Genomic DNA, 22,785 nt, shown 5'->3' with positions numbered 1-22,785 from the left:
GAGCATCATGGATGATCAACTGCGCCGGGCGGCCGAGATATTGGCGGCCAGCAAAAGCACCGTGGCCCTGACCGGGGCGGGCATCAGCGTGGACAGCGGCATCCCCGCTTTTCGCGGCTCCCAGGGCCTGTGGGAAAAATACGAACCCATGGACTACGCCAGCATCGACGCCTTTTTGGCCAATCCGGGCCGGGTGTGGAACATGCTCCGCGAGCTGGACGCGGTGGTCTTGGGCGCGGAGCCCAACCAGGTGCACCACTCCCTGGCCGAGCTGGAGGCCATGGGCCTGCTGGACCTGGTGGTGACCCAGAACATCGACGGCCTGCACCAGGTGGCGGGCTCCAAGGCGGTGGTGGAGTTCCACGGCTCGGGGCGACGCCTGGTGTGCATGGACTGCGGCAAGGGTATGCGCCGCTCCGAGCTGGCCCTGCACGGCGAGGTGCCCCACTGCGTATGCGGCGGGCTGATCAAGCCGGACATCGTGTTCTTCGGCGAGGCCATTCCCCAGCGGGCCCTGTTGGCGGCAATGACCTCGGCCCAGGGCTGCTCGGCCATGCTGGTGGTGGGCACCAGCGCGGTGGTGGCCCCGGCCAGCCAGCTTCCGGGCTTGGCCCGCGAGTCAGGGGCCAAGGTGATCGAGATCAACCTGGAGCCCACCCCGCTCACCGGCCACGTGGCCGACATCTCGCTCATGGCGGGCGGGGCGGAGGTTTTGCCGAGGTTGTTGGAGCTGGTCAGGGAGATTCGGGGTTAGTGTAGCCGGCTGAAAAAAGAAGAAGCGGCGAGGGCGGGGTTTGTCCCCGCCCACTTTTTTGGGCCCCGGACCATCGCGAAAAAATAAAAGAAGGCGAAAAGAAAAGGCGTTTTTTATCGGGGTCACCCAGGGCCGGCATAAGGGTGGTTGCCGTAGAGGGGCGCTCGCTGGCGGGGCGGCCTCATGGAGTTGAGCAAGCGGACAAGGGCCGCTTTTTGTTTTGGTGGGTGGGCAGAACAAGCGCCTAAGCGGAGCGGGGAGATGCCGGCCCCGAGGCGACCCCGACGGTGGTGGGGTTGGGAGAAGAAAGAGAAAAGGGGGAGAAAAAAAGCAAGAGGGCGTTTTTTATCGGGGTCACCCAGGGCCGGCATAAGGGTGGTTGCCGGAGAGGGGCGCTCGCTGGCGGGGCGGCTTCATGGAGTTGAGCAAGCGGACAAGGGCCGCTTTTTGTTTTGGTGGGTGGGCAGAACAAGCGCCTAAGCGGCGCGGGGAGATGCCGGCCCCGAAGCAACCCCGGCGGTGGTGGGGTTGGGGAGGCGGAAAGAAGGGGCGGCTCCGGCAAGCTGTGCGGGAGCGGCAAGTAAGAATATAGAAATAGCCGTCATCGCGAGGAGCGGCGGCAGAAGACGTGGTTATGAAAAAGGCGATGCTCCCGCCGCGACGTGGCGATCTTCCCTGGTGATCGTCAGGCGCGCGCCCGGAGAACAGCCACTTTCAGGATAGGGGAAGACGAGTCCAGGGAAGATTGCCACGGCCCGCCGCAAGGGGCTTTTCCCTTTCTACAACCTCTTTGGGCGGCGGCCCTCGCAATGACGGCTATTGCTTGAATTGGGCTTGGGAGCGGCGTGGCCTTACAAGCTTGGGATGCTGGGCGAGGCAGGCGGCTCGTTCTGGGCGGCCAGCCAGGCCGAGAACATCAAGACCACCCAGAGATGATGGTGCCAGTCGCGGCGGCCGGTGCTGTGCTCGCGCCAGGCCTTGGCGATGGGCTCGGGCTGCAGATAGCCCTCGGCCTTTAGGCGCGCTGGGGCCAGCAGCTCCTCGGCCCAGCCCTTGAGCGGTCCGCGCAGCCAGGCGGCCAGGGGCACTCCGAAGCCGGTCTTGGGCCGCTCGATGAGCTCCCGGGGCAGGCGGGCGGCCAGGAGCTTCTTTAGCGGCAGCTTGCCGCCCTCGGGACCCACCTTCCATTGCAAAGGCATGCGCCAGGCCAGCTCGAAGACGCGGTGGTCCAAGAGAGGGCAGCGCAGCTCCAGGCTAACGGCCATGGAGGCGCGGTCCACCTTGGCCAGGATGTCGTCGGGCAGGTAACTCACCGCGTCGCGCAGCATGATCCGGGGCACCAGGCCCTCAAGCGCCGGGGCCGGGCCGGGATAAGGCTGGGGGCTCACCGCCCCGCGCAGCAGCTCGCCGGGTTTGGCCCACAGGGTGAGCAGCTGGTCGTAGAGCGCCACGCCGTCCTTGGCCCCCAGGGCCGCGCCCAGACGGTGCAGGTTGTCGGCCGGGTTCTGCTTGCGCAGGCGCGCGGGCAACAGCGGCATGGCCGCCGAGATGAGCGGCCCGGCCAGGCGCTCGCCGCCCGCGCTCAGGGCCCAGGCCAGGCCCGGGGCCAGGAGGCCCAGGCGGCGCTTGAGGCCCAGCAGGCGCGGGGCCCAGGCATAGCGCTCGTATCCGCCGAAAAGCTCGTCGCCTCCGTCGCCGGACAGGGCCACCGTGACCCGCTGCCGGGCCAGGGCCGAGACCAGCAGGGTGGGCAGGGCCGAGGAATCGGCAAATGGCTCGCCGTACACATCGGGCAGGGCGGGAACCAGCTCCAGGGCCTTGGCGGGCTCCAGATAGAGCTCGGTGTGCTGGGTGCCCAAATGCCCGGCCACCGCCTTGGCGTAGGGGGCCTCGTCGTGCACCGCGCTGCCAAAGCCGATGCAAAAGCTCTTCACCGGCGCGGGGCTGGCCTCGGCCATGAGCGCGGTGACCAGGGAGGAGTCCACCCCGCCGGAAAGCAGCGCGCCCAGGGGCACGTCGGAGATGAGGCGGCCGCGCACCGCAGTGAGCAGGGCGTCCTCCAAGCGGGCCAGGGCCTCGGGTTCGCTTGGCAGGGGATCGGCCTGGCCCCTCTGGGCCGCCTCCAGGGCCGACCAGTAGGGCCGGGGCGCGGGCAAACGGCCGGGCGCGGCCTGGTCAATGGCCAGGTAGCAGCCGGGGGGCAGCTTGGCGATGCCGGAATAGATGCTTCGGGGCGCGGGCACATTGCCCCGCATCAGGTACAGGGCCAGGGCCTCGCGATCCACCTCGGCGCGGAAGGCCTCATGGGCCCTGAGCGCGCCGGTCTCCGAGGCGAAGAGCAGGGCCGGGCCTTGCCAGCCGTAGTACAGGGGCTTCTTGCCCAAACGGTCGCGGGCCAGAAAAAGGCGGCGCTCGGCCGCGTCCCACAGGGCCAGGGCGAACATGCCCGCCGTGGCCTTTAGCGTGGCCTCCACCCCCCAGCGGGTAAAGGCGGCGAGCAGAACCTCGGTGTCCGAGTGCCCCCGCCAGGCGCGGGCCAGGGACGGGTCCTCGGCCTCCAGGCGCGCTTTGATCTCCGGGAAGTTGTATATCTCGCCGTTGTAGGCCAAATGCCAGCGGCCGTCATGGCTGGCCATGGGCTGGGCCCCGGCGGGGGAGAGGTCGATGATGGACAAGCGGCGGTGGCCCAGGGCCAGGCCCGCGCCGGGATCGGCCCAGGCCCCGGCGTCGTCCGGGCCCCGGTGGGCCAGCACGGCGGCCATGGCCTCGGCCTGGGCCAAAAGCGCCCCGGCCTCGCCCCCCCGGCTGTCCCAAAACCCGGCTATGCCGCACATGCCCCGGCCTCCCGACTGACGAAAATAACACGCGGTCCCCTCAGCTTATAGCCCATGCGCCGGGCCAAGTCCATGGCCGGGGCCTTGCCAGGGCACCCACGGTGTGCGACCATGAGGCGTCCGTTCCCAGGAGGCTGCATGGCCGCGCCCGCGCGCACCCATCACATCTGGCTGCAAATGCTTCTGGGGCTCCTGGCCGGGGCCCTGGCCGGGCTGCTTTTGGCCGGTTTCTGGGAGCTGTTCGGCCTGCCCGACCGCCCCGGCCCGGCGGTCTGGGGCGATCTGGTGCGGCCCTGGGGTCTCCGGCGCTTCGTGTGCATCGCCCTGCCCGCCGCCGCCGCCCTGCCCACCCTGGCCTTGGGGATCATCTCCCTGCTGGTGGCCGGGCGCGGCCCGGCGGCCCGGGAGCAATGCCGCCAGGCCCAGCGCTTCGACGCCTATGCCTATCTCCTGCTGGCCGCCGGGGTGGTGCAGGTGTTGGTGTGGAACGTCCTGGGCAACGGCATGTTGGCCCTGGGCCTGATCTACCTGGGGCTCACCACTCTCAAAAGCGCCATCCTGCTGCGCCTGGTGTGGCAGGTGTTTCTGGCCCCCGCCGCCGCCGAGGGCCGCCCCCTGGGCCGGGCGGGCCTGGTGGGGGTGTTTTTGGCCGCGTTGATGACCTTTGCCCTGCCCGCGCCCTGGCTGGACCAGGTGGTCAGCTCCGGGGGCGGGGAGAGCGCCTATCTGGCCCAGGCCCACGCCCTGGCCACCGGCAAGCCGGCCCTGCTCATCAGCCAGGGCGGGCAACGGCAGCAGGGCTTCTATTGGAACGAGGGCGAGCCCGCCCGCCTGGACCGCCCCGGCGGCGCGGCCACACCCTTGTTCTCCCTGCTCATCACCCCGGCCTACATCCTGGCCGGTCGCCTGGGGGTGCTCCTGTTGCAGACGGGCTTCATGGCCCTGGCGGCGGTGACCCTGATCTCCTGGCTGGGGGCTAGCGGGGTGCGGGCCGGACCCGGCGCGGCGGCGGCCGGCCTGGCCCTGGGCGCGGCCCCGGTGTTCATCGCCGGGGGCCTGGTCCTGCCCGAGGCCCCGGCCATGCTGCTGACCTTGTGCGGCTTGCGCTTGCTGGCCTGGGCCCGCACGCGGCCTTGGAGCGCCTTGCCGCTGATCATCGCCGCTTGCCTGCTCCTGGCCGGGCTGGAGCTGCGCTACATCGCCTTGGCCGGGGGCCTGTTGCTCTTGGGCTTCTACGAGCTCCTGCGCCACCGGCTGGGCCGCTTGGGAGCCGCGCTGGCCGTGGCCGCGCCGGTGGCCGCCCTGGCCGCCGTGGTGCTCAGCCCCTGGGGCTGGCCCCATCCCCTGGCCGGGGCCCTGGCCGAAAACGCGGCCTGGTGGCGCCAGGCCATGTACTGGTGGACCCCCCTGGCCGCCTTCAGCGGCGGGCTGTTTTTGGACCAGGCCCAGGGCCTGCTGTTCACCGCGCCCATGCTGCTCATCGCCCTGGGCGGTCTGCCGGTGAGCCTGAAGCGCCGCACCGCGGCCAGCCTGCACTACCTGATCCCCGCCTCCTTGCACCTGGCGGCAATGGGCTTCACCGGCTGGTACCGCTGGCACGGGGGCATGGCCCCCCCCGGGCTGTTGGCCGTGGTCATCCTGCCCCCGGCGGCCCTGTTCATGGCCCCGGTGATGGCCGCGCTGTCCCAACCCTGGTGGCGGCTGGCCTCCTGGCTGCCCGCCGGGGCGGGGCTGTTCTACACCTGGCTACTCACCCTGCTGCCCTGGATGCGCCTTACCCAGCCGGGAGGGCCCAACCCCCTGCTGCTCCGGGCCGGGCGCGCCCTGGGCCTGGACCTGAGCCGCAGCCTGCCCAGTGGCTTCGGGGCCTGGGCCGAGACTCTGCCAGCCCTGGCCGTGGCCCTGCTCTGCGCCGGGTTCTACGCCCTGTGCGCCTGGCGCCTGCCCGTGGCCCCCGCCGAGCCCCCCCGTTGGCGGGCCAACGAGGCCTTGGCCCTGGCCCTGGCCCTATCCCTGTGCGCCTGGGTTTTGGTGCTGGGCCAGCGCCCCTTGCCCTGATCCAGGCTATCCCGCTCAAACCTTTCCCAAAATCGAATTTTCCCCCGCGTTTGGGGCTTGCTTTTGCTCTCTACCCTTGTATAGTATGAGGCAGGCCCTATGGCTAAGCGAAGGAGGAGGCCATGACTCGCGGACTGACCCAGCGCCAGGCTCAGGTCCTGGAGTTCATAGAGGAGTTCACCGCCAACCACGGCTACCCGCCCACGGTGCGGGAGGTGGCGGCCAACTTCGGCTTCCGCTCCCCCCGGGCGGCCCACGACCACATGAAGGCCCTGGAGAAAAAGGGCTACATGCGCTCCAAGGCCGGACGGCCCCGCGCCCTGGAGGTGCTGCACAGCCGCCGGGGCATCCCGGTGCTGGGCAAGATCGCCGCCGGTCAGCCCATTCTGGCCGTGGAGGACGCGGAGGAGGTGCTGGGCCTGGAACCCGGCTTCTTTGGCTCGGGCAGCTTTTTCGCCCTCAGGGTACGGGGCGATTCCATGATCAACGACCACATCGCCGAGGGCGACCTGGTGATCCTCCGGGCCCAGGACGACGCCCGCACCGGCGAGGTGGCCGCGGTGCTCCTGGGCGACGAGGTGACGCTCAAGCACTTCGTGCCCCACAGCGGCGGCCTGGAGCTCAGGGCGGCCAACCCGGCGGTGAAGAGCATCATGGTGGGGCCCGAGGACGAGCCGCCGAGGGTGCTGGGCATCATGGTGGGGCTGGTGAGAAAGAATTAGGCCGGCTTCGCCAGACGGCGGGATGCGGCGTTGCGGGCGGCGCTCGTCTCCTCGGCGTATTAGCAATACGCCTGCGGAACTCGCTAGCCCGCGCCTTGCCTGCCGCCGCCTGGCTGTGCCGGGGGCTTTAAAGAAGAATTGGTTTCAGGCCAGACGGCCGGCGCGGGGTGGAGAGAGGGATTCCCGGGCCGGCCGCTGTTTTTTCAGAGCAGTTTGTAGCTGGTGGGGCTGTCCGGACACTGCCAACCACACTCCAGCAGGGTGGCCACGGCCAGGATGGCCACGATGAGTCCCATCACCCCGAAGGCCACCTTGACGTAGGCGTCTCGCTGGTTCACCACCTCGGGCACGATCTCGGCCTCCTTGTGGATGGCCAGCATCACTCCCACCGCGAACACCGACACGAAGAAAAACACGAAAGCCCAGGTGTACAGGTGCATGTCCGCCACCGCGAAGCCGTAGTGGCCGGTGCCGGGCACCACATGCAGGAGCACCTGGCGCACCGAGACCGACATGCCGAACAGGGCCGCGAACAGGCTGATGGCATAGTGGCGTTGGCGCACCCCGAAGCGCAGGTTCAGCAGGGGGCCCATGACCATGAGCACGAAGGCTAGGCGCTGCAGGATGCACAGGGGGCAGGGATACTCGCCGGTGAACTGGATGACCAGGGAGCCGGAAAGCACTCCGGCGATGCCCAACACGAAGATCAGGTTTATTTTGCGCGCAAGGTCGTAGCTCATGGCGGCCTACAGATCTATGCGGATGGCGCTGGTGACGTGGTGGCCGAACCACACCGTGCCCAGGGCGATGGCCGCCAATACCAGGGTCATGGCCAGGTGCCGCCGCCCGAACCAGGCCAGGGCCATGGAGCCCAGGGCCATGAAAAATAGGATCGCGCTCATGTTTTGCCTCCTTGCCATGGGTGATGCCTTTAGATTATGCGGGCTTGGGCGCGGCGGAGGCAAATCGGGGGCATTAAAAAGGGCCCAGGGCGCCAACGCCCCGGGCCTTCATGTTCTAGCAGGTGTGGGGGTCTTACTTGACCGTAGCCACCGGGTAGTCCTTTTCCATCCAGGCCTTGATGCCGCCGGGGTAGCGGTACACGTTCTTGTAGCCCAGCTTCTTGGCCCACATGGCGCCGTTGTGGCTGCGGGTACACTTGGGGAAGCCGCAGTAGACCACGATGACCTTGTCCTTGTCGTCGCCCAACAGCTTGGTGTACTTGGCGATGTCCTCGGGCTTCATCTCCTTCACGTCGGGGATGGGGAACAGGAACTGCACCGCGCCGGGGATGTGGTTCTTCTTGTAGGAGGCCTCGTAGGGCATGGTGTCCACGATGACCATGGGTTTCTTGGCGTCCACCCAGCCCTTGAAGGTCTCGGTGTCCACCACGTCGTAACCGCCGCGCTTGACCTCGTTGTAGAAGGTCACCACCAGCTTCTCGTTCTCCAGTTCCTTGTCGCCGAACAAGCCGGCGGAGGCCAGGCTGCCCAGCATCAGTACCGCGGCCAGGGCCAGAACCGTAATCAGAACAAACTTCTTCATCTCTCTCACCTCGTTTGAGTGTATGGATAGCTATGCCGCCAGGCGCTTTCGGCCCGCACCTGACGGCGCCCCCAGCGCCACAGGTACAGATAGGCCGCCGCGCCCAGCATCATCAAATCCCGGTACAGGGCTTGGCGCAGGGAGTCGTGCTCGGCCAGCTCGTCGGAGCTGAAACAGCCGCAGTCGATCTCCAGCCCCGCCAGGGCCCCCCAATAGAGCACCACCGCAAACATCACCAGCATCAGGCTGATCAGGCTGAGGCTGCCCCGGAGGTCCACCAGTAGGCCCAGCCCGGCCAAGACCTCCAGGGCGGGCAGGCCCAGGGCGGCCCAGGGCACCAGGGCGTCGGGCAAAAGGCCGTAACGCACGATGATGTTGGCGAATGAGCCCGGGTCCATGAGCTTGACCGCGCCGGCGTAGATGAACACCACCGCCAGCCCCCAGCGCAGCAGGCGGTAGCTCCAGCGGGAGAATATCAGGCCGGCCAGGCCGTTGCGTGGGCTCACCGATACTCCTTGCCATAGAGAGGGCCTTCGCTGGGCCCTAGGCCTGCCCAATAAGTAGATTGCGCGGAGGGCTTTGTAAAATACTTAAAAGTAATGACTAACAGCGATACGTATAGATTTGGACGATGGACAAGCACCGCCGTTGGGCAACCGTATTAAGTATCGGTAACAATCAAGTTGCCTTTGAGAGGGGGCGGGTGTTAACTATTGGAGGTAGCGATATTTTTTGCGCTTTAAGTGTGAATGAAATTCGGGAGGAAATCTTTGGCGGCACGGGCGGCGCGGATCAGTTCCGGAGTGAGTGACCTGGATAAGTTGTTGGATGGGCTCTACATCGGCGACAACGTCGTCTGGGAGGACGACGCGGGCTCCCTGGCCTGGGAGTTTTGCCACAACTTCATCCTGGCCTCCCAGGCGGCCAAGCGTCCCCTGATCTACGTGACCGCCGACCGCTCGCCCAAGAACCTCTTGGACAAGCTGGGCGCCCTGGCCGACTACGCCGGCCTGATCATCCTGGACTGCTTCACCTGGGGCAAGGGCGAGGGCTCGGAGGTGTTCCGCCGCTTCTACGAAGAGGCCGAGCCCCCCTGCCGGGTGGAGCCCTGCCAGCGGCCCCAGGACCCGGCCGCGGTGGGCGAGATGCTCTACAGCCTGCACGCCGAGCTGAGCGGCGACGTGCGCTTCGTGTTCGAGAGCCTCACCGGCATGGCCGAGCTGTGGGGCGGCGAGGAGGCGGTGCTCCGCTTCTACGGCCACGCCTGCCCGAGGCTCTACGAGTTGGAGACGGTGGCCTACTGGATCATGGCCAAGGAGGCCCACACCACCCGGCTCAAGGCCTCCCTGGGCCAGATCGCCCAGGTGGTGATCGAGCTGGCCATCAAGCGGGGCACCACCAGCCTGACCGTGCTCAAGGCGGACAACCGGCCTCAGGAATCCCTGCACCAGACCCACAACTATTGGGTGCGCGACCACACGGTGATCTTCGCCGAGCAGCGCCGCTCCACCGGCCTGGTGGAGCTGGGCGCGCGGCTCAAGGAGCTTCGGGCCAAAAAAGGCCTGAGCCAGACCGAGCTGGCCCGCCTGGTGGGGGTGACCCCCAGCACTATCAGCCAGGTGGAGAGCAACCACATCTACCCCTCCCTGCCCGCCCTGGTGAAGATGGCCGAGGTGCTGGGCGTGGAGGTGGCCTCGCTGTTCAGCGAGAGCGCGGGCCAGGCCCGGGGCCTGATCTTCCCGGCCGAAGAAGCGGCCGAGGTGCGCCTGGAGGACCTGCCCGCCGGGGCGGTGAACGCCCGGATGCTCTGCCCCATGGATTTCGAGGGCTCGGCCGAGCCCTATATAATCGAGCTGGCCCCCTCGGCCAGCCTGAACGGCCACTTCTTCGTGCACAAGGGCCAGGAAGTGGGCTACGTGCTGGCGGGCAAGCCGCGCATGAAGGCCCGCCGCGAGGTGCACAGCCTCAAGCCCGGGGACATGGTCTATCTGACCAGCGACGTGCCCACCCAGTGGTCCAACCCCGGGAGCGAACCGGCCCGGTTGCTTTGGCTTAAGCTGCACTGAAGGCCAGGCCAAACTAGCTTTAGTTTGCCTTAATGTCGGGCGGGCCTATCATCGGTATAACTAAAAATACTCTAAAAAAATGATTATTTTTTATTCGTAGCGTCATTGCTAGGCTATCTGCCGTTTCAATTCTGTAAAAACTAGGTAATTAAGGCAATATTGCCGTAATTGGCATCCGAGGGCCGCGACGGCTTGCCGCGACCCTCGTCATGTCCATCACAAAAAAATTAATTAAATAAGCTAGTTGAAAATTAATACCTCCCAAGAGGGGGGCTTGACATGGGGCGTGGTTTTTGAAATAAGGCAGTTATTGCCTATTCAGTACCACTAATAACAGCGGCAGCCATTGCCGCCCCGGAACCCACTCAGGAGGATGTCATGAACCTGCACCGCCCCAATGCCAACGAGGCCCTGCAGACCAAGAACCGCTCCCGCAGCGTGGCCCCCCAGTCGGGCATCTGCTCGCGCTGCGTGGACGGCTGCAAGGGCAACTGCGACCTGTTCAACGCCACCTTCCGCGGCCGCGAGCTGCTCTATCCCAGCCCCTTCGGCGAGATAACCGCCGGCGCGGACAAGGACTACCCGGTGGACTACAGCCACCTGAACATCATGGGCTATGCCCTGGGCGCGGCGGGCTGCGAGGCCGACCCGGACCGGGCCACCTTCCCGGCGGTGAGCACCGAGACCTCCTTCGGGGTGCAGAACAAGGTGAAGCAAAAGATCCCCATGTTCACCGGCGCCCTGGGCTCCACCGAGATCGCCCGGGTAAACTGGGAGCACTTCGCGGTGGGCGCGGCCATTACCGGCATCAGCCTGGTCTGCGGCGAGAACGTCTGCGGCATCGACCCCGGCCTGGAGTTCGACAAGCACGGCAAGGTGAAGAAGGCCCCGGACATGGAGCGCCGGGTGGAGGCCTACCGCCGCTATCACCAGGGCTACGGCGACATCCTGGTGCAGATGAACGTGGAGGACACCCGCCTGGGCGTGGCCGAGTACGCCATCGACCAGCTCGGCGTGGAGACCATCGAGCTCAAATGGGGCCAGGGGGCCAAGTGCATCGGCGGCGAGATCAAGGTGCACTCCCTGGAGCGGGCCCAGGAGCTGAAAAAGCGCGGCTACATCGTGACCCCGGACCCGGACAGCAAGGCCATCCAGGCCGCGTTCAAGGACGGGGCCATCACCGAGTTCGAGCGCCACAGCCGCCTGGGCTTCGTGGACCAAGAGGGCTTCATGGCCGAGGTGGAGCGCCTGAGGGCCCTGGGGGCCAAGCGCGTGACCCTCAAGACCGGCGCCTACCCCATGCGCGAGCTGGCCATGGCCATCCGCTGGTCCTCCGAGGCCAAGATCGACCTCCTCACCATCGACGGCGCGCCCGGCGGCACGGGCATGAGCCCCTGGCGCATGATGTGCGAGTGGGGCGTGCCTGCCCTGTATCTGCACTCCATGGCCTATGAGCTCTGCCGCCGCCTGGAGGCCCGGGGCGGCTGGGTGCCGGACCTGGCCTTTGCCGGCGGCTTCAGCGCCGAGGACCATATCTTCAAGGCCCTGGCCCTGGGCGCGCCCTACGTCAAGGCGGTGTGCATGGGCCGGGCGTTGATGATCCCGGGCATGGTGGGCAAGAACATCGGCCGCTGGATCGCGGGCGAGGACGGCGGCCTGCCCAGCACGGTGAGCAAGCACGGCACCACCAAGGAAGAGATCTTCGTGGCCTACGAGGAGCTCAAGGACACCTTCGGCGCGGAGGTGGAACAGCTGCCCCTGGGGGCCATCGGCATTTACACCGCCTCCCAGAAGCTCAAGGTGGGTCTGCAACAGCTCATGGCCGGGGCCCGCAAATGGCGGGTGGACCTGATCGAGCGCCGCGACCTGGCCGCCCTGAGCCAGGAGTCCGCCCAGGTGACCGGCCTGGCCTACATTATGGACGCCTACCGCCAGGAGGCCCTGGATATCATAGACTCTCTGCCAAACGGCAACCGAACCGCGCAGGTAGCCTAGGATAGAGCCTCCGCCACGGCCGGCCCCGTCTTTTCGGGCGGGGCCGGCCCCTTCATTCCCCCAGACGTGCTACCCTTTTTTAGGAAACGCGCATTGGGGAGGGGGCGGTGTTCCTGGACTTCAGCCATATTGCCATCGGCGACCCGCAGGCGGTGTTTCCCCAGCTCACCGGCGAGCTGGGGCGGCTGAACTTCTCCATGAACAACCTGAAGATCGGGGTGACCGCCCGCCCCCGCGACCTGTCCGGCTCCGGGGACGGCTGGCGGGTGATGCGCCTGATGTGGTGCACCCACTCCCCGGCCATGGCCCGCCAGATGGCCTCGCTGCTGCGCGCCTGGGACCGCAAGCTCTTCCTGGCCGATGAGGGAGGCGAGCCCCAAGGCGGCCCCTGGTGGGCCTTCGTTCTGCTGCGCTGAAGCATCTTATTTAAATGGCCCTTTACGCGGGGCGTCCCATGGCCCACAATATGGGCCCGGAGGAACTTATGCGCCGCGCCCTTTGCTCACTGCTGTTGATCCTGCTCACTGCCACCGCTGCCTCGGCCTGGCCCCCCACCCTGGGCGAGTTCTGCGCCCAGGCCGTGAAAGCCGCCCCCCCGGGCTGGAAGCTGCAAGAGTCGGCCAACCTGATCACCGCCGAGGCCTGCGCGCCCCAGTTGGTATGCATCTTCAACGACAACGGCGCGTTTCTGGAATATCGCCTGGACCTGGACAACCCCGAGCCCGAGGAAGACCAGGCGGACGCGCGGCGGACCGATCTGGACGGCCGCCCGGCGGTGTATCTGCAAGAGGGCGACTGGCAGGTGTTCAGCTACCTCACCGTGTTCTTGCCGGACCGGGTGGCCAGCCTGACCATCGGGGTGAACCAGAAATACAACCTCGAGGAGATGTCCCTCATTTTCCGGTCCTTCCCCCTGGACGAGATGCTCAGCTCCTCGGGCAAAAAGGCCAAATAACCTTCCCGGGCCTCTTTTTCACCATCTGTTCACAATTCGGTAACGCCCCCGCCACGCAAGCGTGGTGATTTGGGCGTAAATTCGGGCATGTAAAGACCTCATAGGTCCAGGGGACCGGGGGTCGGCAACCGCAAAGCGGGGAGATGCCCGAATTCATGCCCATGGTTGACATGCAAAACTGGAAACGCCAGGGGGGCCGCTATCCGGCCGCCTGGCTGTCCCGGCTGGGACTGGACCTGGGCAGCGAGGACGCCTTGGCGGCCTCGTTGCCTTTTGGGCCCGGCGACGCCACGGCCGGCTGCGAGAACGAGCTACAGGCCGCGGTGGCCGGGGGGCGGGATCAGGTGGACCTGCCCCTGACCATCGAGAGCTCCAACTTCTACCTGAATTTGGTCAAGCGCCAGCGGCGGGGCGACACCCCGGCCCGCCTGGTCAACGACCTGGACGAATACCTGGCCGCCAACCCCGGCGGGGTGTGGGAGAACTCCTGGGTGCGCCTGCCCCTGGACGCCCTGAGCCCGGCCGCCCGCCGGGTGTGGGAGCAGGATCTCCTGGCCGACAAGGCCGACCCCGGCCAGGGCCGCCGGGCCGACGCGGGGCGCTTCGTGGTGCGGCACCAGGGCTCGGAGCACCTGCGGGTGCCGGTGAGCTATTTGCTCAAGCTCTCCCTGGCCGAGGCCCTGGGCCGCCAGCCCGGCGCGCCCAATCTGCTCAAGGCCACCGGCCGCCGCCTAATGGAGCACTTCCTCAGCGACAACACCTCGCCCGAGACCTTTTCCTTCCACGTGGTGGACGACTCCGGGCCGGGCCTGGGCCGGGCCCTGGCCGGGGAGACGGCCAAGCGCTTTTTGCTCACCCAGGCCCTTTTGGCCTATGCCGAGGGCGCCCTGGGCCTGGCCGAGAGCGGCCAGCGGGTGCTGGCCTACTTCGCGCCCCACCCCCCGGTGCGCCAGAAGCAGCTCAACGACTGCGTGAGCGACAGCTTTTACCGCGAGCTGTTCATGAGCCCTTGCCTGAGCGGTTGGGACCGGGGCGAGGACAAGCACCGCTACATGCACCTGTGCCACCAGACGCTCAGCCGGGCCCAGTTCAACGCCCTGGCGCGGCTCAAGGAAGCGGGCATCATCACCCGCAACCTGGTGGTGCTGCCCGGGGCCAGCAACATCAGCCTGGCCAACAACGGGGTGCACATCAGCCTGGGCAGCCGCAGGCTCTCCAAGGCCCTGGCCCACGGCCAGGGGGACATGGGTCCCACGGCCGAGAAGTATGTGGGCGATCTGGTCATCAAGTTCGTGGAGCACTTTTTGCCCCTGTTCGTGGGCTCCTACAGCGCCGCTCCCTATCGCCTGGACTTCGCGGACTTCCACCCCGAGCGGGTGCTGGGCTTCCTGCCCTTTGAGCTGGACTACACCCACCTGCGCATGATCTGGCGGCGCTGGAAAAAGAAGGCGCGGCTCAAATCGCGCTTTTTGGGCCTGCGCCTGACCCCCTTCGGCCCGCCCTGGCTGGACGCCATGCTGGCCCGCGGCCTGGGGCTCAAGGGCGACTTCGTGGGCGACTTCCGCCTCATGGACTACCTGGTGGCGGTGATGAGCAGCCACTCCGCCCCGGCCCTGGACGGCCGCCTGGGCAACCAGGAGCGCCTCAAGCACGACCTGGCCCAGCAGGGCGCGTTCGACCCCTGCATGCCCATTTACCTGCTCTACCGCCAGCGCGAATTCGCGGCCATGGGCTTTTCCGGCTTCGAGGGCCGCCACTACAGCCTCTTCGCCGGGCTGCAAAAAGACCTGGCCCCGGCGGCGGAGCTGCAACGCCTGATCACCGCCCTGGCCCTGTTGCAGATCGCCCGGGGACGCCTGGCCATGAGCCACATCCCCGACGGGCCCGAGGTGGAGAGCGAGCGGCGCCAGGCCTTCTTCGGCGCGGCCATCGGCATCCCCACCTTCTACCTGCGCATGGACAGCGACAACATCTTCCTGCGCTCACTGGCCGCCGACAGCCGCCGGGTGCGCCACAGCCGCCGCTACCCCGGCTACCTCCGGGTCTACAACCTGGAGTACCGCCGGGCCCTTTTGGCCTATATCCGCCGCGAGGGGGCCGGGCTCATCGAGGCCATGGGCCTGGGGCCCATGCTGGAGGACCTGGAGGCCCGCCTGGACCAGCCCGAACTGGGGGCCCAGGGCCGCCTCACCGCCGGGGTGCTGGACCGCCTGGGGGTGAAAGACCCCTTCCGGGCCACGGCGGCCGAGTTCAACCAGGCGGCCGAGGAGCACTACCGCGAGGGCCTGCGCCGGTCACACCTGGAGGAGGCCCTGGGCCTGCTCCGGCAAGACCTGACCCAAAGCCGCGCCCTGGAGGGCGAGCTGGGCCGGGCCCTGGAGTGGGCCGGAGGCCGGGGCGGGGCCGCCCGCTGCCTGCGCGCCGCCGAGAGCGGCTTGGCCCGGGGCACCATGGCCCCCGGCGAGGCCCTGAACCTGATCAACCTGCTCATCGTCTCCCTGGCCGCGGACGCCCGGCGCTATGCCGGCGGCGAGCCCGGGGGCAACCGCGAGGACAAGGATGCCGCATAGCGCCCATCAATACATCGACCGCCCCACCGGCCAGGTTGTCACCGAGCGCCTGGTGGGCGACAAGCTGGTCTCGCTGCTCTACGGGGGCATCAAGGAAAAGGCCACGCCATTGTTCAACGTCCTGACCAGCCCCCGCTTTTCCAACCTGCTGGGGTTTTTGAACTACGACCTGATGATCAACCGCCCCAAGGGCGGGGGCGCGGCCATGCTGGCCTCCCTGGGGGTGGACCCGGCCGAGTGTCTGGACGACCCGGCCCTGCTGGACACCCCGCGCAAGGTCTTTGAGCGCAAGATCCGCTATTGGCAGACCCGGCCCATGGACCACGACCCCTTCGCGGTGGTGGCCCCGGCGGACTGCCGCCTCTTGGTGGGCTCCCTGGAGCGCGACTCGGCGCTGTATCTCAAGGAGAAGTTCTTTACCTTCGCCGAGCTCATCGGCGAGACCAAGACCCGCTGGCTCACCGCCCTGGCCAAGGCCGACTACGCGGTGGGCCGCCTGACCCCGGACAAGTACCACTACGCCCACACCCCGGTGTCCGGGCGGGTGGTGGACCACTACGCCATCGGCGGCGGCTGCCACGCCTGCAACCCCACCGCCACGGTGGACGGCCTGGCGCCTCTGTCGAAGAACCGGCGCGAGGTGACCATCATCGACACCGACGTGCCCCGGGGCACCGGCTGCGGCCTGGTGGCCATGATCGAGGTGGCCGCCTTGATGGTGGGCGAGGTGGTGCAGTGCTACTGCCACAACGCCTACGACCGGCCCCGCCCGGTGGTGCCCGGCATGTTTTTGGCCAAAGGCCAGCCCAAGAGCCTGTTCCGCCCCGGGGGCAGCACGGTGGTGCTTCTGTTCCAGGCGGGGCGGGTGGTTTTCGACGACGACCTGCTGGCCAACCTCAGGGCCCCGGGGGTGCACAGCCGCTTCTCGGCCGGTCTGGGCCGGCCCCTGGTGGAGACCGAGGTCAAGGTGCGCTCGCGCATCGGGCGCGCGGTTTAGGCCGGATATTCCACGGGGGTGCAAGGAGAGAGTCTCATGGAAAACGCGATCCTGATCTTGCTTCTGGGGGCCGGGCTGGCCTCGCTGCTCTGGTGGGGCTGCCGCCATCTGCCCGGCGAGCGCTGGCAGATTTTGGCCGCCGTGCCCCTGGCCAAGCAGGGCGACGGCTCCTGGAGCGGCATGAACATCACCTACTACGGGCTGATCACCGCCGGGGGGGTGATGCTCTCCTCGGCCCTGCTGCTGTTCATGCTGGGCTCGGTGGGTGTCCCCGCCCTGGGCGCGCTGGTCTTCGGCCTGCCGCTGATCAGCGTGTCGGCCCCGGCGGCGCGCATCATGGCTCGGGTGGTGGAGCACAAACGCTTCACCCTCACCGTGGCCGGGGCCTTTTTCGTGGGTCTGTTGGCCGCGCCCTGGCTGGCCCTGGGGGCCCGAGCCGCCCTGGGCAACAGCATGGGCTTCGAGTTCCCGGTGCTGCCCGCCCTCACCGCCATGGCCGTGGCCTATGTCTTCGGCGAGGGCCTGGGCCGCATGGCCTGCCTGAGCTTCGGCTGCTGCTACGGCAAGCCCCTGGACAGCCTGAGCCCCCGCATGCGCTCGCTGCTGGAGCCCCTGGCCATGAGCTTTTCCGGGGCCACCAAAAAGATCTCCTACGAGAGCGGCCTGGCCGGACGCAAGGTGGTGCCGGTGCAGGCGCTGAGCGCGGCGCTGAACATGGCCACCGGCCTGGCCGGGCTCAGCCTGTTCCTCTCGGGCCGCTACGCCCTGGCCCTCTTGTTGTCGGTGGGGGTCAGCCAGGTGTGGCGGGTATTGGCCGAGATGCTCCGGGCCGATCACCGGGGCGGGGGCAAGCTAACCGCCTATCAGTGGATGGCCCTGGCCGCCCTGCCATACTGCGCCCTGGTGCTCTGGGCCCTGCCCGCGGCCACGGACCCCCTGCCCAGCCTGGGCGCGGGGCTGGCCGTGCTGTGGAATCCCTGGGTGCTCCTGGGCCTGCAGGCGCTGGGCATCGCCGCCTTGCTCTACACCGGCCGCAGCCGGGTGACCGGAGCCACGGTCAAGTTCCACGTGGTCCAGGAAAACATCTAAGCACGCACTACCGAGGCCACGGCCGGGGGCGGAATGCCGGGTCCGCCCCCGGTTTTTTGATTTGCCCGCGCCCGGCCCCTTCCCTCCGCAAGGCTCTGGCCATGGGCCGCCCGCCGGTTTAAAATGTTTGCGTGGACCCTGCCCAGTAAACGGTCGGCAAATTCGCGGAGGAATCATGTACAAATCAACAACGCGAGCGGGGGTGCTGGCTTTGGGGCTGGCCCTGCTCTTGGTCTGGGCGGCGGGCTGCGCCCCGCCGGTGGTCTCGCCCGAGCTGATGGCCCAGGTGGACCAGAAGCTCACCATCACCCAGGCCCGCAAGGATCCGGGCGCGGCCAAGGGGCAGACGGTGCTTTGGGGCGGGCGCATCATCCGCACGGTGAACAAGAAGAAGGGCACCCTCATCGAGGTGCTCCAGGTGCCTTTGGACAGCAGCGACCGGCCTAAGAAGACCTATGAGAGTTCGGGCCGCTTCATCGTGGCCATGAGCGGCTTCCTGGACCCCGAGATCTATCACAAGAACCGCGAGGTGACCGTGGTGGGCGAGATCGTGGGGGTGGAGTCGCTGCCCGTGGGCGAGGTGAAGTACCGCTACGTGCTGCTCCGGGGCAAGGAAGTGAAGCTGTGGCAGAAGCGGCCCGCGGTGATATGGCCCCAGGATCCCTATTGGGGGCCCATGCCTCCGCCCGGGCCCTATCCCTATTGGTACGGCGCCTATCCCTGGTGGTAGAAAGCTGAAGCAGGAGGAGAGTGGAAATGAGAAAATTCGCGACGATCGCCGCGATGGCGATCCTGGGGCTGGTGCTGGCCATGCCCATGATCGCCGGGGCCAAGGTGTTGCCTCCGGGCAGCTACCGCGACTCCTGCAAGGACTGCTACGTGGACAACGGGCGGCTCAACTGCCGCTGCCGGGCCGGCGGCGGGCGCTGGTTCGACACCAGCATCCGCTATTACCGCTGCAACGGAGACATCGCCAACCAGGAGGGCCAGCTCACCTGCGGTGGCGGCGGGCGCGATCTGCCCCAAGGCTCCTGGCGCAACTCCTGCCGCCGGGGGCGCATGAAGGGCAACTCCCTGTTGGCCGAGTGCAAGAACAGCCACGGCGACTGGGTGCAGTCCTGGCTGGACGTGAGCCGCTGCCGGGGCGAGGTGGGCAATGACAACGGCCGCCTGGTTTGCGGCTCGGGCCGCACCTACCGGGTGCCCGACGGCCCCTGGCGCCAGAGCTGCCGCCGCTGGCGGGTGGAAGGCGACCGCATGTGGGCCGAGTGCAAGAACCGGGGCGGCGACTGGCACGGCACCTGGGTGAAAATCCGGGGCTGCCGCACCCTGACCAACGACAACGGCCGGCTGCGCTGCGTGCGCTAGCACCCGGACCCCGCTTAAAAAAACCAGGCCCCCGTCCGCGCCGGACGGGGGCCTGAATTTTTCACAGGGGCTTGAAAGGAAGCGGGCTTAGTCCTCGGTGAGCACCTTGTCGTCGTACTCGACCTCCAGCCACAGCTTGTGCTTGGCCTCTTCCTGGGCCAGGGCCTCGAAGGTCTTCTTGAGCGAGTCGATGCCACAGGAGTCGGCCAGGCGCTGGTAGAGCATGAAGGCCTTTTTCTCGCGCTGCATGGCCACGGTCAGGGCGTCGGCGTAGGTCATCTCCGGGCTCAGCGGCGCGGCCACCACGTAGTCGGCGATCTTCAAGTCCTTGACCTTGTCGGCCGAGGGCTCCAGGGTCTTGCCCTGCTTGACCTGCATCAGCTTGTCCTTGTGCCCCAGCTCCTGGTCCGCGAAGCCCAACAGGGCCTCCTTCATCCAGGGCTTTTCCATGCGCTCGGCCAGGCTGGTGTAGAAGGCCACCGCCTCTTCCTCGCGGGAAATGGCGAAATCCAATATATCGTCCACCGAGGTGAAGTTGCTCATCGCTTTGGGCTCCCACTAAAAGTTGTCGAATCGGCGATCAAAATTCTAGCACAAAGCCGCCGGCTTCCCAAGCTTGGCCTTGCCCGGCACGAGCGATTTCAGAGGCGCTTTTTCAGCCAGCCGCCGGTGGCCACCACCAGATAGACCGCCCCGGACAAAAGGATGATCACCGCTCCGGCGGGCAGGTCCGGGGCGTAGCTCAGGGCCAGGCCGCCCCAGGTGAACCCCAGGCTGAGCAGCCCGGCCAGGACCATGATGGGCCCCAGGCGGCGGGCGAAGGTGGAGGCCGTGGCCGCGGGCAGGGTCAGCAACGCGATGACCAGGATGATGCCAACCACCGTGGACAAGAGCACCACGGTGATGGCGGTGAGCGCCAAGAGCAAGAGGTAGTAGGTGTCGGCCTTTAGGCCGCGCAGGCGGGCGAACTCCTGGTCGAAGCACACCGCCAAAAGCTGGCGGTTGAACAGCACCGCCGCGGCCACCACCACCAGGTCCAGGGCGCCCATGAGCCAGAGCTCGCGCGGGGTCACCAGGAGGATGTTGCCGAAGAGGTAGCTCATCAGCTCCACGTCGTAGCCCGGGGTGAGGGCGATGCACACCACACCCAGGGCCATGCCCACCGCCCATACCGCGCCGATGATGGTGTCCTCGCGCTGGCGGGCCTTGAGGCTAACCAGGCCGATGACCATGGCCGCCGCCAGGGCGGCCACCACCGCGCCCATCAGCGGATGCAGCCAGTCCCAGCCGTGCACCACGGCCAGGTAGCGCGCCGCGCCCATACCGCCCAATACGCTGTGGGCCACGGCCCCGGCAATGTAGGAGATGCGTTTGACCACCACGTAGGTGCCCACCACCCCACAGGCCAGGCTGGCCAGGGCGGCGGCCACCAGCGCCTGTTGCAAAAAGCCGTGGCTGGCCACCGCGCTGATGAACTCAGTCATGGCAGCCCCCCGGCCCGCACAGGTCGTGGTCGTGGCGCACCAGATGCACATGTCCGCCGTAGAGCTGGTCGATGAGCGCCCCGTCGATGCACTGGGTTGGGTGGATGGACAGGGTGCGGTTGATGCAGGCCACCCGGCTCACGTGGGGCGAGACAAATCCCAAATCGTGGGTGACCAGCACGATGGTGACCGCGGGGCGAAGCTCGCCCAGGATGCGCATCAGATCCACCCCGCCCCGGGGGTCGATGGCCGCGGTGGGCTCGTCCAGCAAGAGCAGCTCCGGCCCCCCGGCCAGGGCCCGGGCGATGAGCACCCGCTGGCGCTGGCCGCCCGAGAGTTGGCCGAAGTTGGCCCCGGCCAGCTCCGCCGCCTCCAGACGCTCCAGGGCGTGCTGAGCGGCGGCCTTCTGCTCTTTGCGCCAGAAGCCCAGGCCCGCTCTCGGAGCCAGGGTGCCGGTTAGCACCACCTCCAGCGCGCTGACCGGGAAGCTGGGGTCCACCTCGGCGTGTTGGGGCAGATAGCCGATGCGGGGCCGGGCGGCGGCTGGGGGCTGGCCGAAGATGCGCACCGTGCCGCCCTGGGGATGCACCTGGCCCAGGATCAGGCGCAGGAGGGTGGTCTTGCCCCCGCCGTTGGGCCCCAGGATGGCCAGCATCTCGCCCGGCTCCACGGCCAGGTCCACGCCGGTGAGCACCGGGCGGCCGTTGTAGGAGAAGCTGACGTCTTTTAGATCGATGAGCGCCAAGGTACCCCTAGTGCCCCTGCTCGCCCGCGCCGGGCGCCTGGCAGACCAGGTAGTGCGCGTCGCAGGTCTCGCAGCGCTCCACCTTGTGGTGGCGCGCGAAGCTTTGCCAGTGCTTTTTCTGCTCCGGAGTGAGGATGCCGGTGCCCCGGCACAGGGGGCACACGCCGTCCAGGGCGCTGATGATGGCCGCGCGAATGAACTCCGAGCGGTTCTTGATGCCCTCCATGGCCTCGACCAGGGCGGGCTCGGCCTTGAAGGTGATCACCTCGGGTTTGCCCTTTGCCATACCGCGCCTCCAACGGTGGTAACCGATGGCCTCAGTATACGTAATACCAATTATTACGGCAAGCAAGGGCCCCAAAAGCCAACCCCGGCCGTGGCTAGGCGGCCGGGGAAGGGGGGGATAGGAGAAATACGAGAATCAGGAGGGAAGAACTGGTCAGGAGGCCGCCACCATGGAAACGATCACCCCCAAGACGAGCAGGGCGGTGCCCCGCACGGCCAGGCGCACCACCACATCGCAGGTGGGTGGGCCGGGCAGGCCCAGACGGACCCGCCGGCGCAGCCGCCAACCGGCCACGGCCACCAGGGACCACACCCAGGTGGTGGTGAGCAGCAGCAGGAAGAGCACCAGTTGTCCGTTGATCTTATCCATGGTGTCGGTTCTCCTTGCCGCGGTGGCTGGCCGCGACACTTAAAGGATTACCAAGGGTTTGTTACGGCGAGGTCACGGGGGGATGAAGGGTGTGTGAAGGCGGGGAAGCAGGCTGGAGGGGAATAGATCGGCTGATGGGTATGGTAAATTGCGGGGGATCGGCTCAAAGGGACGTGGTTAGGGTAGGTAAGGGAAAAAGGGGGAGTTGAACATGGGATGGGCCGAGGCGATTACGGCGGCGCGCATCGGGTCCCAGGGGCCGGCTGAATGGGCGGCCTCGTGAGTCGAAGTCGCTACCCGGAGCCGCCGTGTCCCTCGGCGCCGGGCCACCGGGCAAGCTCCGCGGGTGCTCCAGCTAAGGCTTCCCTCGCTTCTTTATTTAAAATCTCTCCTTCTTCGTTGCCCACGCCAAACCCGAGACCCGCGCTCCTGGACAGTCCTCCACGCTTCTCCTTGACTCCCGCCCCGCATCCGAGATAAGTTAGCATACGAACCAACACGCGAGAGGCGAAGCGGCCCATGAGCTCCGAGTGCTACGTATTCCTGTTGTCCAAGGCCTATCAGCGGGGCCACCGTTTGGTGCAGTCCCGCCTGAAGCCCTACGGCCTAACCAATCTGCAATACGTGATCCTGGAGATGCTCTGGGCCCGGCCTGGGGCCAGCGCGGCCGAGCTGGGCAAGGAGCTGACCATCGACAAGGCCACCCTGTCCGGCGCGGTGGAGCGCATGAGCGAGGCGGGCTGGCTGGAAAAGCGGCCCGACCCGGACGACGGGCGCATGGTGCGCCTCTACGCCTCGGACAAGGCCGATGAGCTGTGCGAGGATCTGGTGGGCCTGCGCCAGGAGGCCAACCAGGAGCTGCTGGCCGGGCTGAGCGACGAGGAGCGCCTCTTGCTGGGCCGTTTGCTCAAGGACCTGGCCACGCCCTAGGGGCTATATTTTTTTGGG

General features: G+C 67.5%; 23 protein-coding genes. 13 read left to right on the top strand and 10 right to left on the bottom strand.

Going from position 1 to position 22,785, the window contains the following annotated elements:
- The first annotated feature begins 7 nt into the window (after nt 1-7).
- Entirely contained in the window at nt 8-754 is a 747-nt protein-coding gene (locus tag KQH53_02585) for an NAD-dependent deacylase (GenBank protein ID MCB2225537.1), read from the top strand.
- Between the two features lie 851 nt (nt 755-1,605).
- Here KQH53_02585 and asnB read toward each other — a convergent pair.
- On the bottom strand, nt 1,606-3,588 hold the full coding sequence (gene asnB, locus KQH53_02580) for an asparagine synthase (glutamine-hydrolyzing) (GenBank protein ID MCB2225536.1): 1,983 nt from the start codon (nt 3,586-3,588) through the stop codon (nt 1,606-1,608).
- Between the two features lie 138 nt (nt 3,589-3,726).
- Between asnB and KQH53_02575 the strand changes: the two genes are divergently transcribed.
- Together KQH53_02575 and lexA are read left to right on the top strand one after the other, a co-directional pair.
- Nucleotides 3,727-5,646, top strand: coding sequence for a hypothetical protein (locus KQH53_02575; protein MCB2225535.1), 1,920 nt, complete (start codon nt 3,727-3,729; stop codon nt 5,644-5,646).
- Nucleotides 5,647-5,768: 122 nt separating this feature from the next.
- Nucleotides 5,769-6,368, top strand: a complete 600-nt coding sequence (gene lexA, locus KQH53_02570; protein MCB2225534.1) for a transcriptional repressor LexA — start codon at nt 5,769-5,771, stop codon at nt 6,366-6,368.
- Nucleotides 6,369-6,571: 203 nt separating this feature from the next.
- On the opposite strand, the gene KQH53_02565 is transcribed toward lexA, so the two are convergent.
- The 4 genes from KQH53_02565 to KQH53_02550 all read right to left on the bottom strand — a co-directional run bounded on the left by KQH53_02565 (nt 6,572) and on the right by KQH53_02550 (nt 8,419).
- Nucleotides 6,572-7,108 (bottom strand): disulfide bond formation protein B, encoded by a 537-nt coding sequence (locus KQH53_02565; GenBank protein MCB2225533.1) that lies wholly within the window; start codon nt 7,106-7,108, stop codon nt 6,572-6,574.
- Between the two features lie 6 nt (nt 7,109-7,114).
- A complete protein-coding gene (locus KQH53_02560) occupies nt 7,115-7,270 on the bottom strand; it encodes a hypothetical protein (GenBank protein MCB2225532.1) in 156 nt (51 codons plus the stop codon).
- Between the two features lie 133 nt (nt 7,271-7,403).
- Nucleotides 7,404-7,913 (bottom strand): rhodanese-like domain-containing protein, encoded by a 510-nt coding sequence (locus KQH53_02555; GenBank protein MCB2225531.1) that lies wholly within the window; start codon nt 7,911-7,913, stop codon nt 7,404-7,406.
- A gap of 5 nt (nt 7,914-7,918) precedes the next feature.
- Entirely contained in the window at nt 7,919-8,419 is a 501-nt protein-coding gene (locus tag KQH53_02550; protein ID MCB2225530.1) for a DoxX family membrane protein, read from the bottom strand.
- Nucleotides 8,420-8,662: 243 nt separating this feature from the next.
- Between KQH53_02550 and KQH53_02545 the strand changes: the two genes are divergently transcribed.
- From KQH53_02545 to KQH53_02505, 9 genes are all read left to right on the top strand, one after another.
- The gene (locus KQH53_02545; GenBank protein MCB2225529.1) at nt 8,663-9,979 is read left to right on the top strand and encodes a helix-turn-helix domain-containing protein; all 1,317 of its coding nucleotides are present in this window, start codon (nt 8,663-8,665) and stop codon (nt 9,977-9,979) included.
- Between the two features lie 378 nt (nt 9,980-10,357).
- The gene (locus KQH53_02540; GenBank protein ID MCB2225528.1) at nt 10,358-11,974 is read left to right on the top strand and encodes an FMN-binding glutamate synthase family protein; all 1,617 of its coding nucleotides are present in this window, start codon (nt 10,358-10,360) and stop codon (nt 11,972-11,974) included.
- A gap of 107 nt (nt 11,975-12,081) precedes the next feature.
- On the top strand, nt 12,082-12,390 hold the full coding sequence (locus tag KQH53_02535) for a hypothetical protein (protein MCB2225527.1): 309 nt from the start codon (nt 12,082-12,084) through the stop codon (nt 12,388-12,390).
- A gap of 68 nt (nt 12,391-12,458) precedes the next feature.
- A complete protein-coding gene (locus KQH53_02530) occupies nt 12,459-12,929 on the top strand; it encodes a hypothetical protein (protein MCB2225526.1) in 471 nt (156 codons plus the stop codon).
- Between the two features lie 155 nt (nt 12,930-13,084).
- Nucleotides 13,085-15,499 carry a hypothetical protein gene (locus tag KQH53_02525; GenBank protein MCB2225525.1) on the top strand — a complete coding sequence of 805 codons (2,415 nt, stop codon included), beginning with the start codon at nt 13,085-13,087 and terminating at the stop codon, nt 15,497-15,499.
- Nucleotides 15,489-16,496 carry a phosphatidylserine decarboxylase gene (locus KQH53_02520; GenBank protein ID MCB2225524.1) on the top strand — a complete coding sequence of 336 codons (1,008 nt, stop codon included), beginning with the start codon at nt 15,489-15,491 and terminating at the stop codon, nt 16,494-16,496. Before KQH53_02525 ends, KQH53_02520 begins: the two co-directional genes overlap by 11 nt.
- A gap of 36 nt (nt 16,497-16,532) precedes the next feature.
- On the top strand, nt 16,533-17,585 hold the full coding sequence (locus tag KQH53_02515; GenBank protein MCB2225523.1) for a prolipoprotein diacylglyceryl transferase: 1,053 nt from the start codon (nt 16,533-16,535) through the stop codon (nt 17,583-17,585).
- A 175-nt stretch (nt 17,586-17,760) separates the two neighbouring features.
- A complete protein-coding gene (locus KQH53_02510; GenBank protein MCB2225522.1) occupies nt 17,761-18,315 on the top strand; it encodes a Slp family lipoprotein in 555 nt (184 codons plus the stop codon).
- Between the two features lie 26 nt (nt 18,316-18,341).
- Nucleotides 18,342-18,953, top strand: a complete 612-nt coding sequence (locus KQH53_02505; GenBank protein MCB2225521.1) for a CVNH domain-containing protein — start codon at nt 18,342-18,344, stop codon at nt 18,951-18,953.
- A gap of 87 nt (nt 18,954-19,040) precedes the next feature.
- Here the strand turns inward: KQH53_02505 and KQH53_02500 are convergent, their stop codons facing one another.
- The 5 genes from KQH53_02500 to KQH53_02480 all read right to left on the bottom strand — a co-directional run bounded on the left by KQH53_02500 (nt 19,041) and on the right by KQH53_02480 (nt 21,837).
- On the bottom strand, nt 19,041-19,496 hold the full coding sequence (locus KQH53_02500) for a ferritin family protein (protein MCB2225520.1): 456 nt from the start codon (nt 19,494-19,496) through the stop codon (nt 19,041-19,043).
- A gap of 98 nt (nt 19,497-19,594) precedes the next feature.
- Nucleotides 19,595-20,437 (bottom strand): metal ABC transporter permease, encoded by an 843-nt coding sequence (locus tag KQH53_02495; protein MCB2225519.1) that lies wholly within the window; start codon nt 20,435-20,437, stop codon nt 19,595-19,597.
- Nucleotides 20,430-21,092 (bottom strand): ABC transporter ATP-binding protein, encoded by a 663-nt coding sequence (locus KQH53_02490; protein ID MCB2225518.1) that lies wholly within the window; start codon nt 21,090-21,092, stop codon nt 20,430-20,432. Before KQH53_02490 ends, KQH53_02495 begins: the two co-directional genes overlap by 8 nt.
- A 97-nt stretch (nt 21,093-21,189) precedes the next feature.
- Nucleotides 21,190-21,468, bottom strand: coding sequence for a ribbon-helix-helix domain-containing protein (locus tag KQH53_02485; GenBank protein ID MCB2225517.1), 279 nt, complete (start codon nt 21,466-21,468; stop codon nt 21,190-21,192).
- Nucleotides 21,469-21,621: 153 nt separating this feature from the next.
- Complete coding sequence (locus tag KQH53_02480) at nt 21,622-21,837, bottom strand: hypothetical protein (protein MCB2225516.1); 216 nt, start codon at nt 21,835-21,837, stop codon at nt 21,622-21,624.
- A 519-nt stretch (nt 21,838-22,356) separates the two neighbouring features.
- Here KQH53_02480 and KQH53_02475 point away from each other — a divergent pair.
- A complete protein-coding gene (locus KQH53_02475; protein MCB2225515.1) occupies nt 22,357-22,767 on the top strand; it encodes a MarR family transcriptional regulator in 411 nt (136 codons plus the stop codon).
- Nucleotides 22,768-22,785: the final 18 nt, after the last annotated feature.

It is taken from the genome of Desulfarculaceae bacterium (assembly GCA_020444545.1).
GTDB lineage: Bacteria > Desulfobacterota > Desulfarculia > Desulfarculales > Desulfarculaceae > Desulfoferula.
This window is presented reverse-complemented; position numbering and strand designations above follow the sequence as displayed.